This window comes from Citrobacter sp. Cf125, from assembly GCF_030333935.1.
GTDB lineage: Bacteria > Pseudomonadota > Gammaproteobacteria > Enterobacterales > Enterobacteriaceae > Citrobacter > Citrobacter freundii.
Genome location: NZ_JAOWEY010000024.1, coordinates 310704 through 325155 on the forward strand (window position 1 = coordinate 310704; position 14452 = coordinate 325155).

Annotated in this window: 11 protein-coding genes; 9 read left to right on the forward strand and 2 right to left on the reverse strand. The window is 51.8% G+C overall.

From position 1 onward, the window contains the following. The first annotated feature begins 1 nt into the window (after position 1). Positions 2-517, forward strand: coding sequence for a GNAT family N-acetyltransferase (locus OGV89_RS15760; protein WP_032948467.1), 516 nt, complete (start codon positions 2-4; stop codon positions 515-517). Between the two features lie 85 nt (positions 518-602). On the opposite strand, the gene tsr is transcribed toward OGV89_RS15760, so the two are convergent. Next, complete coding sequence (gene tsr, locus OGV89_RS15765; protein ID WP_003837223.1) at positions 603-2264, reverse strand: methyl-accepting chemotaxis protein; 1662 nt, start codon at positions 2262-2264, stop codon at positions 603-605. A 248-nt stretch (positions 2265-2512) separates the two neighbouring features. On the opposite strand from tsr, the gene OGV89_RS15770 reads away from it, so the two are divergent. From OGV89_RS15770 to yjiA, 4 genes are all read left to right on the forward strand, one after another. Continuing rightward, positions 2513-3061: a hypothetical protein gene (locus OGV89_RS15770; protein WP_003845610.1), complete on the forward strand. Its 549-nt coding sequence runs from the start codon at positions 2513-2515 to the stop codon at positions 3059-3061. 242 nt (positions 3062-3303) lie between these two features. Next, positions 3304-5454, forward strand: a complete 2151-nt coding sequence (btsT, locus tag OGV89_RS15775; RefSeq protein WP_003845609.1) for a pyruvate/proton symporter BtsT — start codon at positions 3304-3306, stop codon at positions 5452-5454. A 110-nt stretch (positions 5455-5564) separates the two neighbouring features. Beyond that, the gene (locus tag OGV89_RS15780; protein ID WP_003830038.1) at positions 5565-5759 is read left to right on the forward strand and encodes a YbdD/YjiX family protein; all 195 of its coding nucleotides are present in this window, start codon (positions 5565-5567) and stop codon (positions 5757-5759) included. Positions 5760-5771: 12 nt separating this feature from the next. Then, positions 5772-6728, forward strand: a complete 957-nt coding sequence (yjiA, locus tag OGV89_RS15785; RefSeq protein ID WP_003837219.1) for a GTPase — start codon at positions 5772-5774, stop codon at positions 6726-6728. Positions 6729-6791: 63 nt separating this feature from the next. On the opposite strand, the gene OGV89_RS15790 is transcribed toward yjiA, so the two are convergent. Next, on the reverse strand, positions 6792-7094 hold the full coding sequence (locus OGV89_RS15790) for a BrnA antitoxin family protein (protein WP_003845608.1): 303 nt from the start codon (positions 7092-7094) through the stop codon (positions 6792-6794). 415 nt (positions 7095-7509) lie between these two features. Here OGV89_RS15790 and OGV89_RS15795 point away from each other — a divergent pair, with 415 nt between their 5' ends. The 4 genes from OGV89_RS15795 to symE all read left to right on the forward strand — a co-directional run bounded on the left by OGV89_RS15795 (position 7510) and on the right by symE (position 14431). Then, entirely contained in the window at positions 7510-9129 is a 1620-nt protein-coding gene (locus OGV89_RS15795) for a type I restriction-modification system subunit M (RefSeq protein WP_003845607.1), read from the forward strand. Then, positions 9119-10501 carry a restriction endonuclease subunit S gene (locus tag OGV89_RS15800; RefSeq protein ID WP_003845606.1) on the forward strand — a complete coding sequence of 461 codons (1383 nt, stop codon included), beginning with the start codon at positions 9119-9121 and terminating at the stop codon, positions 10499-10501. Before OGV89_RS15795 ends, OGV89_RS15800 begins: the two co-directional genes overlap by 11 nt. A gap of 94 nt (positions 10502-10595) precedes the next feature. Continuing rightward, positions 10596-13862: a type I restriction endonuclease subunit R gene (locus OGV89_RS15805; RefSeq protein WP_286558907.1), complete on the forward strand. Its 3267-nt coding sequence runs from the start codon at positions 10596-10598 to the stop codon at positions 13860-13862. 224 nt (positions 13863-14086) lie between these two features. Continuing rightward, positions 14087-14431: an endoribonuclease SymE gene (gene symE, locus OGV89_RS15810; protein ID WP_106107551.1), complete on the forward strand. Its 345-nt coding sequence runs from the start codon at positions 14087-14089 to the stop codon at positions 14429-14431. Positions 14432-14452 lie beyond the last annotated feature (21 nt).

A 14452-nucleotide genomic window follows, 5' to 3' on the forward strand; every position in this document is an offset into this window, starting at 1 on the left:
TATGAACATCACCTTACGCGCTACTACTCTGGCAGACGCAGCCGCTCTTCCCGCCATCGAACGATCTGCGGGGCAACGTTTTTTACAGATCCCAGAACTGGCGTGGATTGCTGATGAGCAGATTATATCGGCTGCTCAGCATCAGGCATTTGCCGCCACTGGCTTGAGCTGGCTGGCGCAGGCCGATGAGCATCCGGTCGGCTTTTTAGTCGCCGAAACGCTGGATTCATCGCTGTTTATTGCGGAACTGTCGCTGCATCAGGAGTGGCAGGGAAAGGGAATTGGCCGCCGATTAATTTGCTATGTTGCCGAACAGGCGGGCGAGAAAGGTTACACATCGCTCACGCTGACCACCTTCCGCGATGTGCCGTGGAATGCGCCATGGTACGCGCGACTGGGATTTGAAATGTTGGCTGAAGAGACGCTGCCTGCAAAGTTGCTCCAGAAAAGAGAAGAGGAAGCAGCGCATGGACTGGCATATGAATCGCGCTGCGCCATGCGCCTGATGTTGCGCTAATTGCCCGATGGCGGCTACGCCTTATCGGGCCTACGTAACATTCCCGTAGGCCGGATAAGCGATAGCGCCATCCGGCATCACAGTCTTAGAACGTTTCCCAGTTATCCCCGGCATCCGCTACCGCGGCTTTACGCGGCTGGACTGTTGAAACCGGTTTAGCGGCCGCAACGTCACGCGCGCGCTGTTGGTCATGCTGAATACGGAACACGGCAACGGCCTGAGTCAGGCGGCTGGCCTGCTCTTCCAGCGCGGCAGCGGCAGCGGCGGATTCTTCCACCAGCGAGGCGTTCTGCTGCGTCACACGATCCATCTCGGCAACGGCCAGACCAACCTGATCAATACCGCGGCTCTGTTCATCAGAAGCAGAGGCGATTTCACCCATGATATCGGTCACGCGGGTTACCGCATTGACGATCTCATCCATGGTTTCACCGGCGCTTTCAACCAGCGTTGAACCAACATCCACACGGCTGACCGAGTCTTCAATCAGGCTCTTAATCTCGCGTGCGGCCTGCGCACTACGCTGGGCCAGGTTACGCACTTCACCCGCAACCACCGCAAATCCACGGCCCTGCTCGCCCGCACGTGCGGCTTCTACCGCGGCGTTGAGTGCCAGAATATTGGTCTGGAAGGCAATGCCGTCGATGACGCTAATAATGTCGGCGATCTTCTGCGAACTGGAAGCGATATCACGCATGGTTTGCACCACGTTGTCCACCACTTTGCCGCCTTTCTGCGCGGTTTCCGACGCACTCAGCGCCAGATGGCTGGCCTGACGCGCGTTTTCGGCGTTCTGCTTCACGGTTGCCGTCAGCTGTTCCATGCTGGCTGCGGTTTCTTCCAGAGAGGCCGCCTGCTGTTCGGTACGGGAGGAGAGATCGTTATTGCCCATCGCAATCTCGCTGGCCCCGCTGTAAATTGCGTTGGCGCCGTTACGCACGTCACCCACGGTATTCATCAGCTCACCCTGCATGTGACGCAGGCTTTCCGCCAGTTGCCCAATCTCGTTGGAACCTTCCACCTCAATACGCTTCACCAAATCGCCGCTGGCGATATGACGAATGCTGTCAATCAGACGGTTCATTGGGGAGATAAGGGTCAGTTTGATACCAAACCACACCGCAATAATCGCCGCCAGTACGGTAATCAGCACGCAGATCAGCACCCACATCGCCTGGCTGTAAGAACTGTTGTTATCTTCCACCGCGATGTCATACAGGCGATCGTTCTGCTGCATGTAACTCATATACTGCTTCTCAAAACCATCCTGATAGCTCTGCGTCGGTTGATCAAAGAACGCGTTGATCTTCCCGTCACCCAGTAACTGGATCAGCTCCGCCAGCGCACCGTGATAGATGTCATAGGTGCGGTTGATCTCCTGGAAAGCGGCTTCGCTTTGGCGCGGATCGCGCGGGAGCGACTCGTAAATCGCCCAGTTTTTTTCCGTCAGCTTCAGCGCCGTACTCGCCACCTGCATCAGCTCGGCAACGGTCGCGCCGCTGCCGATATTGCTCTGATCCATCATGTAGCGAATGCCCGCCCGGTTCAGGGTGTTACGCGTTTGCAGCAGCTCAACCCAGGTAGCGTTCAGCGCAGACTGTTGCTGGCGAATGGTTTGCAGAACGGTAAAGTTCTCTTTGTCATTCTTAAGTGAGTTAAAAAACAAGCCGCCCGAGGCGAGCTGTAAAAGGCCAAACAGCGCCAATACCAGCAGTAAGCTGGTAACAATCTTCATACGTTTTAACATGTTTTCTCTTTCCGCTAGACAGATGTCAGAATTTTCGGCCTGGAAAGGGAAAACTTTATGGATATCGTTCGAAAAGCCGGTGTTCTGGCAATATCTCTCGCTGAAAAAAGCAGCAAACACACTCGGCACATACCACGCAAAAGTTGCCGTAGTGGCTTCCCCACCTTTTCAGAGGGCTTTTCATTTATACGAACTTCGATTACCAATGGAAGTCCTGTCACCCGCCTCTAAAACAAGGAAGTCCCTTTGTGAAAAAGAAATTTTTCGATTTATTATCTAATGCTGCTCCCTTCTTACTGCTGGGAGGCATTTTAGGATTAATGACCCCCATAGTGCCAAAGCTCCTTATCCCGGAGATTTCAGGCATCTTAATGGAGAGCATCGCACCTAAAAGCATCATGTTTCTGCTCATTATAGATGCGTTATTTACTGTAATTTTACTCAGGCTATGTGGTGTATTCGATTCAAAAAAAGAAAAATCTGCTTTTATCTATGAAAGATTTTTATTTAAATTCAATGAATTGGGAAAATCCATTACCGCAGCCACGTTTGGTACACTTTTCGGGCTTACGCTGGCAATGCTTCCCTATAGCGAATTTCGCATGGCGGGAGTCGGCCTATATTTTTCTGCGATGTTGATCGTGATATGGGCCCTATTTGACTTCCTGAGCCACATGAGTAAAAACGCGGTTGGCAAAACTGAACGATGTACCTTTTATACCGTGGTTATCGCCATTTTCGCCTACTACCTCTACCTTATAGCCACTCAAATACAGGCGTCCACTCCAGTCGCGTGAACCTCATACCGGTAATTATGTGATTTTAATCACATAATTACCGGTCTACCCCCCATATTAAAACCGCTCGCTGACACTTGGGACCGCTTAAGCTGACATACAACCGCTCACTTATTTACCTTACTTTACGCGCGTAATTCTCTGGCAAGATCCCCCCAACATAGCAGTCAAATAACCTCCTCAAACACAAGATCAAACCCACGCGGCTTCGGCCAATTATTAATTAGATACCAGGTTTTACTATGGATACGAAAAAGATATTCAAGCACATACCCTGGGTGATTCTCGGAATCATCGGTGCATTCTGCCTCTCGGTAGTGGCATTACGTCGGGGTGAGCACATCAGTGCCCTGTGGATCGTGGTCGCCTCAGTTTCTGTTTATCTGGTGGCTTATCGTTACTACAGTTTGTACATCGCCCAAAAGGTGATGAAACTTGACCCGACGCGCGCCACGCCGGCGGTCATCAATAATGATGGTCTGAACTACGTTCCAACCAACCGTAACGTGTTGTTTGGTCACCACTTTGCTGCTATCGCAGGTGCAGGTCCGCTGGTTGGGCCGGTACTGGCCGCGCAGATGGGCTACCTGCCTGGTACGCTGTGGCTGCTGGCGGGCGTAGTGTTGGCCGGTGCGGTACAGGACTTCATGGTGCTGTTTATCTCTTCTCGCCGTAACGGCGCATCTCTGGGTGAGATGATCAAAGAAGAGATGGGCCCGGTGCCGGGAACCATTGCGCTGTTCGGCTGCTTCTTAATCATGATCATCATCCTCGCGGTACTGGCGTTGATCGTGGTGAAAGCACTGGCTGAAAGCCCGTGGGGTGTGTTCACCGTCTGCTCAACCGTACCTATCGCGCTGTTCATGGGGATCTACATGCGATTCCTGCGCCCAGGACGCGTGGGCGAAGTGTCGGTGATTGGTATTGTGTTGCTGGTTGCCTCCATCTACTTCGGCGGCGTGATTGCGCACGACCCGTACTGGGGCCCGGCGCTGACCTTTAAAGACACCACCATTACCTTCACCCTGATCGGTTACGCGTTTATCTCTGCGCTGCTGCCGGTATGGCTGATCCTTGCCCCGCGCGACTATCTGGCTACCTTCCTGAAAATCGGCGTTATCGTCGGTCTGGCGGTGGGGATTGTTATTCTCAACCCGGAACTGAAAATGCCGGCGATGACCCAGTACGTTGATGGTACTGGCCCGCTGTGGAAAGGCGCTCTGTTCCCGTTCCTGTTCATCACCATCGCGTGTGGTGCGGTATCTGGCTTCCACGCGCTGATCGCTTCCGGTACTACACCGAAGCTGCTGGCCTGTGAAACCGACGCGCGTTTCATTGGTTACGGCGCGATGCTGATGGAATCCTTCGTGGCGATTATGGCGCTGGTTGCTGCGTCCATCATCGAACCGGGTCTGTACTTCGCAATGAACACCCCGCCTGCGGGCCTTGGCATCACCATGCCGAACCTGCATGAAATGAGCGGTGAGAACGCCCCGCTGATTATGGCGCAGTTGAAAGACGTTACCGCACACGCAGCGGCAACCGTCAGCTCCTGGGGTTTTGTGATTTCGCCTGAGCAGATCCTGCAAACCGCGAAAGACATCGGCGAGCCGTCTGTTCTGAACCGCGCAGGTGGCGCACCGACGCTGGCCGTTGGTATCGCCCACGTGTTCCATAAAGTGCTGCCGATGGCTGACATGGGCTTCTGGTACCACTTCGGTATCCTGTTCGAAGCGCTGTTCATCCTGACCGCACTGGACGCCGGTACCCGTTCTGGCCGCTTTATGCTGCAAGATTTACTGGGTAACTTCGTTCCGTTCCTGAAGAAAACCGACTCTCTGGTTGCGGGTATCATTGGTACTGCGGGCTGCGTAGGCCTGTGGGGTTACCTGCTGTATCAAGGTGTTGTTGACCCGCTGGGCGGCGTTAAGAGCCTGTGGCCGCTGTTCGGTATCTCTAACCAGATGCTGGCTGCCGTGGCGCTGGTTCTCGGCACCGTGGTGCTGGTTAAAATGCAACGCACCAAATACATCTGGGTTACCGTGGTTCCGGCAGTATGGCTGCTTATCTGCACCACCTGGGCGCTGGGTCTGAAACTGTTCAGCACCAACCCGCAGATGGAAGGCTTCTTCTTCATGGCGAATCAGTACAAAGAGAAGATTGCTAACGGCGGCGAACTGACCGCTCAGCAGATTGCCAACATGAATCATATCGTCATCAACAACTACACCAACGCAGGCCTGAGTATTCTGTTCCTGGTGGTGGTGTACAGCATCATTTTCTACGGGTTCCGTACCTGGCAGAAAGCCCGTACCATCAACGGTCGCTCTGATAAAGAGACACCGTATGTACCGGTGCCGGAAGGCGGTGTGAAAACCTCTTCACATCATTAAGCCGTAATTGCCGGATGGCGCTGCGCTTATCCGGCCTACAAAATGTGCAGTATGTAGGCCGGATAAGGCGCAAGCCGCCATCCGGCTTTATTCATTAACAGGACGGCAGAATGTTTGGTACTTTAGGTCAGGCAAAAAAATATCTCGGTCAGGCGGCAAAGATGCTGATTGGCATTCCGGACTACGACAACTACGTCGAGCACATGAAGACCAACCATCCCGATAAGCCGTACATGACCTACGAAGAATTCTTCCGCGAGCGCCAGGAAGCCCGCTACGGTAGCGGCGGAAGCAGTTGCTGTTAGAAGGAGAAGTGAATGACCCCGATTGCAGTTACCCTACTCACCGGTTTTCTTGGCGCGGGTAAAACCACCCTGCTGCGCCATATTCTCAACGAGCAGCACGGTTACAAGATTGCCGTTATCGAAAACGAATTCGGCGAAGTCTCGGTGGACGATCAGCTGATTGGCGATCGCGCAACACAGATCAAAACCCTGACCAACGGCTGCATCTGCTGCACCCGTTCGAGCGAACTGGAAGACGCGTTGCTCGATCTGCTCGACAACCTCGACAAAGGCACCATAAATTTCGACCGTCTGGTGATCGAATGCACCGGCATGGCCGATCCCGGCCCGATTATTCAGACCTTTTTCTCCCATGAAGTAATTTGCGAACGCTACCTGCTGGACGGCGTGATTGCGCTGGTTGACGCGGTGCATGCCGACGAGCAGATGAACCAGTTCACCATTGCCCAGTCTCAGGTGGGCTACGCCGACCGCATCCTGCTGACCAAAACCGACGTAGCAGGTGAAAGCGAAAAACTGCGTGAGCGCCTGGCGCGCATCAACGCCCGCGCCCCGGTGTATACCGTCACGCATGGCGATATCGACCTCTCTCTGCTGTTCGACACCAACGGTTTCATGCTGGAAGAAAACGTGGTCAGCGCCAAACCGCGCTTCCACTTTATCGCCGACAAGCAAAACGATATCTCCTCGATCGTCGTCGAGCTGGATTACCCGGTGAACATCAGCGACGTGTCCCGAGTGATGGAAAATCTGCTGCTGGAATCCGCTGAGAAGCTGCTGCGCTACAAAGGTATGCTGTGGATTGAAGGCGAGCCAAATCGCCTACTGTTCCAGGGCGTCCAGCGCCTGTACAGCGCCGACTGGGACCGCCCGTGGGGCGACGAACAACCGTACAGCCAACTGGTGTTTATCGGTATTAATCTGCCGGAAGACGAGATCAGAGCCGCGTTTGCGGGGTTGAAGAAGTAGATTTTTCGTAGGCCGGATAAGGCGCAGCCGCCATCCGGCACTCACTGCCCCAGTATATTCTGACTATTTCTTATTTTGCTCGCGCAGCATCGCTTCGCGCAAAATGGCATTAAGGCGCGTCTGATATCCTTTTCCTGGACGTTTCAGCCACTCCATCACATCGGCATCAATACGCACCGAGGCCTGTGTTTTTAAGGGACGGAAAAACTTACCGCGTGTGGCCTCTGACCACTGCTTATCTTCGGTCACGAGAATGTCACTGTAATCGATATCATCATCCAATTTATTTGCCAGCGCTTTCAGTTCAGCCTCATGCTGAGCACTCAGCGCGGATACACTGCCGCGTTTATGCTTAACCATGTTCATAATGATTCCTCAGGTTACTTTGTGCCTTGTTTGCATCCCATTCAAACTCTATTGGCATGTATTTCATCCCTAATTGTATATACAAAAATGTATCTACAATTATCTTATGATTATAGCGAAATTGTTAGAAATAACATCACATTTGCTGTTGATAGGATGAACTTTAGTAGGCCGGATAAGGCGCAGCCGCCATCCGGCAGAGGATGGTTAACCGTAAAGGCATGAGCTATCGCATCACCGATGCCGGACAAACCAGGCCAGGAAAAGCGCCACCGGCACGAAAAAGCGATCCGTGTTAAGCGTTGCAGAATGTGGATTTACCGCTGTTTGATGAGCTGGAGATTGAGTGAGGGGGGCGAATTTCGCCGCTTTTATCGCTACAATAGCCCCCAAATTTTTCCTGATTGAGTTCATCATGGCCAAAGCACCAACGAAAAAAGCCAAAGCAAAGAAAGGCTTTGAAGACACATTATGGGATACCGCGAACCAGCTTCGCGGCAGCGTTGAATCCTCCGAGTACAAACACGTGGTGTTGAGCCTCGTGTTCCTCAAATTTATCAGCGATAAGTTTGAAGCCCGCCGTCAGAAGATGAAAGACGAGGGCCAGGGTGATTTCCTCGAAATGGAAGTCTTCTATCAGCAGGACAACATCTTCTATCTGCCGGAAGAGGCGCGCTGGTCGTTCATCAAGCAGCACGCCAAGCAGGATGATATTGCCGTGCGCATTGATACCGCCCTCTCGACCATTGAGAAGCGCAACCCGACGCTGAAAGGCGCGCTGCCGGACAACTATTTCAGCCGTCAGAATCTGGAAACCAAAAAGCTGGCGTCGCTGATCGATACCATCGACAACATCGAAACGCTGGCCCATGAAACCGACGTGGAAGCGCTGTCGAAAGAAGACCTGGTCGGTCGCGTATACGAATACTTCCTCGGCAAGTTTGCGGCTACCGAAGGCAAAGGCGGCGGTGAATTCTATACGCCAAAATGCGTGGTCACGCTGCTGACCGAAATGCTCGAACCGTTCCAGGGAAAAATTTATGACCCCTGCTGCGGCTCGGCGGGGATGTTTGTCCAGTCGGTGAAGTTTGTTGAAAGCCATCAGGGGAAAAGCCGCGATATCGCGCTGTACGGCCAGGAGCTGACGGCCACCACCTACAAGCTGGCGAAGATGAACCTCGCCATTCGCGGCCTCTCCGCCAACCTCGGCGAGCGCCCGGCGGATACCTTCTTCAGCGACCAGCATCCGGATCTGAAAGCCGACTATATTCTGGCCAACCCGCCGTTTAACCTGAAAGACTGGCGTAACGACGCCGAGCTGACCAAAGACCCGCGCTTTGCTGGCTACCGCACGCCGCCGACCGGTAACGCCAACTACGGCTGGATTTTGCATATGCTCTCCAAGCTGTCGGCCAGCGGCACCGCCGGTTTTGTGCTGGCGAACGGCTCGATGAGTTCCAACACCAGCGGCGAAGGCGAGATCCGCGCGCAGATGATCGAAAACGATCTGATCGACTGCATGATCGCCCTGCCCGGCCAGCTGTTCTACACCACCCAGATCCCGGTGTGTCTGTGGTTTATGACCAAATCGAAGGCAGCCGATCCGGCCAAAGGCTACCGCAACCGTCAGGGCGAAACGCTGTTTATCGACGCACGTAACCTCGGCACCATGATGAACCGCACCACCAAAGAGCTGACGGCTGACGATATCGCCACCATCGCCGATACCTACCATGCATGGCGCAGCACGCCGAAAGAGCTGGCCGAGCGCGTGAAGCGCGGTGACAGCAAGCTGGCGCAATACGAAGATCAGGCCGGGTTCTGCAAAGTCGCGACCATTGAAGAGATGAAGGCTAACGACTACGTGCTGACCCCGGGCCGCTACGTGGAGGCCGCTGATGCGGAGGATGATGGTATCGCCTTTGAAACCAAGATGTATGCATTGACTCAAACCCTTTATAAACAACTGGATGAAGCGACTGCACTGGATCAAGCGATTCGTTCCAATATGGAGGTATTGGGATATGGTGAGTAATTGGACACTGACGCGACTGGCCGACGTAATTGAGCAAGTAATTGATAATCGTGGTCGAAATCCGGAAAACTATACTGAAGTTGGAATACCTGTAATAGATAATGTATTAATCAAAAGCCAAGGAGTAATTGACTTATCCATGGCTAGACGTTTTATTAACCAAAACACCTACGACAATTTTTTGAGAAAGTACCTAGAACCTGATGATGTACTGCTAACCCTTGTTGGAAACGGCTACGGGCAAGTAGCAATTACGCCAAATGATACTTGTGCCATTATTCAAAATACGATTGGACTTCGTTGTAAAGAAGGCTTTTCTAATAAATATCTTTATTATTTACTGAAGTTTAATCTTGGCACTTTACGTAACCTCGATCGTGGTGCAGCCCAACCCAGCATTAAAGTTGGTGATATTTTAGATCTTGAATTTTATTTCCCAGATTTTTCTAACCAAACTTCTATTAGTAAAATACTTTATATTTTAGATAAAAAAATAAACCTCAATAACCAAATCAATCAGACCCTGGAAAAAATATCCCAAGCCCTGTTCAAATCCTGGTTTGTGGATTTCGACCCGGTGATTGATAACGCGCTGGATGCGGGAAGCCCAATCCCGGAAGCGCTGCAATCTCGCGCCGAACTGCGTCAAAAAGTACGCAATAGTGCAGATTTCACACCACTTCCGGCGGATATTCGTGCACTGTTCCCGGCTGAATTTGAAGAAACAGAGCTGGGCTGGGTACCGAAAGGCTGGCAAACTAAGTCAATGCATGATCTCGTCGAAAGTGTCTCAATTACATTCCCATTGAGCAAAACAGATAAGGTCATATTCCTTAATACTGGTGACATTGAAAAAGGATCTTTCCTACACCAAAACTACTCCAAGACAGAAGGATTACCAGGTCAAGCTAAAAAATCGATAAAAAAAGGTGATATACTCTTTAGTGAAATTAGGCCAGAAAATAAAAGATACGCCTTTATTCATTTTGAATCAGATGATTATGTCGTATCAACAAAGCTAATGGTATTACGTGCAAAAAATGAAATAAATCCTTTGCTTCCATATTTTATTATAACACTTGAAGATAATACTAAAAAATTACAACGAATTGCTGAGTTAAGATCTGGTACTTTCCCACAAATAACTTTTAAAGAACTAGAATTTATTAGTTTCATAATGCCAAATAACGATAAGATCATGGATTTATTTATTAATAGTTATCTAGCACCAGCTTATAATAAAATAATTGAAACGAAAAAAGCGAATATAAACTTAATTAACCTCCGAGACACCCTGCTCCCCAAACTCATCTCCGGCGAGCTGTCCCTGGAGGATCTACCAAACTTAGCCAACCAAACCGAACCCGCATAACGCATTTTGCCCCTGAAAAATCAGGGGCTTTCTGTTAAGGTTTTCTCTGTTACAGGAACCCTTACCAGAAAACCAGCCAGGGCCGGAGCGGGATATGCATCTCTCATTCAGTGAAGCGAAGTTAGAACAGGCGATAATTGAACTGTTACAGGATCAGGGCTATCAGCACCTGATCGGCGACAATATGCCGCGTTCCAGCCTCGATCAGGTGATTATCGAAGACGATCTTCGCCACTACCTCGCCGCACGTTATCAGGCCGACGGTATCACCGAAGAGGAGATCCAGCGGCTGATCAAACAGTTCACCACCCTGCCCGCTTCCGATCTCTATGAAAGTAATAAAACCTTCTGCGCCTGGCTGGCCAACGGTTTCCTGTTTAAACGCGACGATCGCCAGCAAAAAGATCTCTATATCGAATTGCTCGACACCCGGCACCTGCCCGCCGCGCTGCGTGAACTGTTCGATACCGAAGAGTTTCCGCTGCAACAGGCCGCGGAAACACCGGCAAGTTATCATCTTACCCAGTCGCTGAACCGGGTGAAAATCGTCAATCAGCTGACCATCACCGGCAAAGAAAACCAGTCGCGCATACCGGACGCGATCCTGTATATCAACGGCCTGCCGTTAGTGGTGTTTGAATTTAAAAGCGCGGTGCGCGAGCAGGAAGCCAATATTGGCGATGCGTATAAACAGCTCTGCACCCGCTATCGTCGCGATATTCCACAGCTGTTTGTTTATAACGCGCTGTGCATTATCAGCGACGGCGTCAATAACCGCATGGGTAACCTGTTTGCGCCGTATGAGTATTTCTACTCCTGGCGCAAAGTCACCGGCAATGAAAACCGCGAGCAGGACGGCATCCCGTCCCTGCACTCGATGATTCAGGGGTTGTTTCATCCGGTCCGCCTGCTGGACGTGATCAAAAACTTTATCTGCTTCCCGGATAAAGCCAAACATGAAGTGAAAATTTGCTGCCGCTACCCGCAGTATTACGCGGCGCGCAAGCTGTACTACAGCATTGAACGGGCGCGTAAACCTTTCGGCGACGGCAAGGGCGGCACCTACTTTGGCGCAACCGGCTGCGGCAAGAGCTACACCATGCAGTTCTTAACCCGTCTGCTGATGAAAAGCGTCGAGTTCGCCAGCCCGACGATCGTGCTGATCACCGACCGCACCGATCTGGACGATCAGCTCTCGGCGCAGATGTGCAATGCCAAAAACTATATTGGCGACGACACCGTAGTGCCCGTCACCAGCCGCGAGGATCTGCGGGAGAAACTGGCCGGTCGCAACAGCGGCGGCGTCTTCCTGACCACCATCCATAAGTTTACCGAAGACACCGAACTGCTCTCCGGGCGCAGCAATATCATCTGTATTTCCGACGAAGCGCACCGCAGCCAGGTCAACCTCGATCAGAAAGTGATCGTCGATAAAGAGAGCGGCAAGGTGCGCAAAACCTACGGTTTCGCCAAATATCTGCACGATTCGCTGCCGCAGGCCACCTACGTTGGTTTTACCGGCACCCCTATCGACGCCACGATGGAGGTCTTTGGCCACATCGTCGACAGCTACACCATGACCGAATCCGTGCAGGATGAGATCACGGTACGCATCGTCTACGAAGGCCGGGCGGCAAAGGTCATCCTCGATGCCCGCAAGCTGGAAGAGGTGGAAAAGTACTACGCAGAGTGCGCTGACGCGGGCACCAACGAGTGGCAAATCGACGAGAGCAAAAAAGCCAGCGCCACCATGAACGCCATCCTCGGCGATGAAGACCGCCTGAAAGCGCTGGCGGAAGACTTCGCGAAACACTATGAAAAACGTGTCACCGAAGGCTCAACGGTGAAAGGCAAGGCGATGTTTGTCTGTGCCAGCCGCGAAATTGCCTGGGATTTCTATCGTCAGTTGAAAGACTTTCGTCCGGCGTGGTTTGAGGTTAAGCAGGCCCCGGATGGGGTTGAGCTGACGGAGCAAGAGGAAAAAGAGCTGCCGCCTTCTGAGATGGTGAAGATGGTGATGACGCGCGGCAAAGATGACGACGGCAAACTGTACGATCTGCTGGGCAGTAAAGAGTACCGTAAAGAGCTGGATAAACAGTTCAAAAACGCGAAGTCGAATTTCAAAATCGCCATCGTGGTGGACATGTGGCTGACCGGGTTCGACGTACCGGAGCTGGACACCATTTATATCGATAAGCCGCTGCAAAAGCATAACCTGATCCAGACCATCTCCCGCGTTAACCGCAAGCTGGAAGGCAAAAGCAAAGGGCTGGTCGTCGACTATATCGGCATTAAGCGCCAGATGAACCAGGCGCTGGCGATGTATTCCCGCATCGATGCCACTAACTTTGAAGATATCCAACAGTCAGTGATTGAGGTGAAAAATCATCTCGATCTGCTCACACAGGTGTTCCACGATTTCGACAGCCGGGCTTACTTCACAGGAGAACCGCAGGCGCAGTTAGCCTGCCTGAACAACGCAGCAGAATTTGTGATGCGTACCCAGAAGCTTGAACGCCGCTTTATGGGGCTGGTGAAGCGTCTGAAAGCGGCCTATGACGTTTGCTGCGGCAGCGAGGCGCTGTCGCAGGCCGAGCGCGACCATATCCATTTCTATATTGCCGTGCGCTCCATTGTCTTCAAACTGACCAAAGGCGATGCGCCGGACGTCACGCAAATGAATGCCCGCGTACGCGAGATGATCGCCGAGGCGCTGAAAGCCGACGGCGTGGAAGAGCTGTTTTTCCTTGGCGACAAGAAAGCGGAATCGATCGATATTTTCGACGACGATTATCTGGCGCGCATTAATAAGATCAAACTGCCGGCCACCAAAATCCAGCTGCTGCAAAAGCTGCTGGAAAAAGCCATCAGCGACTTTAAAAAGGTTAACCAGTTACAGGGGATCAATTTCACTCGTCGTTTCCAGTCCATCATGGATAAATATAACGAGCGCCGGGAAGATGACGTCCTCAACGGTGAAGAGTTCGATCATTTCAGCCAGGAGATGACCGATATTATCTACGATATTAAAACCGAAATGGGCACTTACGCCGAGATGGGGATTGATATCGAAGAGAAAGCCTTTTACGACATTCTGGCGCATATGCGCGATAAGTATCAGTTCACCTACGAAGAAGACAAGATGCTGGCGCTGGCGAAAGAGATGAAGGCAGTAGTCGATAACACGTCAAAGTACCCCGACTGGAGCAAGCGTGATGATATTAAAGCGAAACTGAAGGTGGAGCTGATCCTGCTGCTGCATAAACACAAGTTCCCGCCAGTGGCGAATGACGATGTGTATATGGGCGTGCTGTCGCAGGCGGAGAATTTTAAGCAGCACCACATTAATACAGTGTATTAATTTTTATGGCCGGATGGCGCTCTATTTATCCGGCCTGTTTTATATTTCCCATCAAATTAATTACCCCATCAATATTTCCAGTAACGTTTTTATTTTTGTCTATTTTCAGCTGGCTTTATTTTTATTTACTGGGTAAATTTACAGGTGTTATTTAACGCAAGACGCCCGTGCTGCAACACGAGCGCCTCGCTCATCACAATCCCTATTGAAAAGGAATAGAGACCATGACTACCCCGCATTCTATTGCAGAATTCACCGATCCAGAAGTCTCCCCGGCAAATAATCGTCTGGGTACCGTCAGCTATGCGAGTCGTTATCCGGATTACACGCATGTTCCGGCAATTATTATGAAAGGCCAGTGGCTGGAAGCCGCCGGTTTTACCACCGGAACCCCATTCGATGTCAGAGTAATGCCAGGCTGCATCGTGCTGACGGCAAAACTGCCGGAGCCGGAAGAACCGGCGTTATTGCAGTCGCTGCGTCGGGTGTGCAAGCTGTCCGCGCGTAAGCAACAGCAGGTACAGGAGTTTATCGACGTGATTTCGGCGAAGTCGCTCAGGCAGAAATAACCGCCCTGATGCCCGGTGGCG

What these genes read in the sequence shown, in the direction of transcription:
- OGV89_RS15760 (WP_032948467.1), top strand. Translation starts at nt 2, where the DNA reads ATGAACATCACCTTACGCGCTACTACTCTGGCAGACGCAGCCGCTCTT.
- tsr (WP_003837223.1), bottom strand. Translation starts at nt 2,264, where the DNA reads ATGTTAAAACGTATGAAGATTGTTACCAGCTTACTGCTGGTATTGGCG.
- btsT (WP_003845609.1), top strand. Translation starts at nt 3,304, where the DNA reads ATGGATACGAAAAAGATATTCAAGCACATACCCTGGGTGATTCTCGGA.
- OGV89_RS15780 (WP_003830038.1), top strand. Translation starts at nt 5,565, where the DNA reads ATGTTTGGTACTTTAGGTCAGGCAAAAAAATATCTCGGTCAGGCGGCA.
- yjiA (WP_003837219.1), top strand. Translation starts at nt 5,772, where the DNA reads ATGACCCCGATTGCAGTTACCCTACTCACCGGTTTTCTTGGCGCGGGT.
- OGV89_RS15790 (WP_003845608.1), bottom strand. Translation starts at nt 7,094, where the DNA reads ATGAACATGGTTAAGCATAAACGCGGCAGTGTATCCGCGCTGAGTGCT.
- OGV89_RS15795 (WP_003845607.1), top strand. Translation starts at nt 7,510, where the DNA reads ATGGCCAAAGCACCAACGAAAAAAGCCAAAGCAAAGAAAGGCTTTGAA.
- OGV89_RS15800 (WP_003845606.1), top strand. Translation starts at nt 9,119, where the DNA reads ATGGTGAGTAATTGGACACTGACGCGACTGGCCGACGTAATTGAGCAA.
- OGV89_RS15805 (WP_286558907.1), top strand. Translation starts at nt 10,596, where the DNA reads ATGCATCTCTCATTCAGTGAAGCGAAGTTAGAACAGGCGATAATTGAA.
- symE (WP_106107551.1), top strand. Translation starts at nt 14,087, where the DNA reads ATGACTACCCCGCATTCTATTGCAGAATTCACCGATCCAGAAGTCTCC.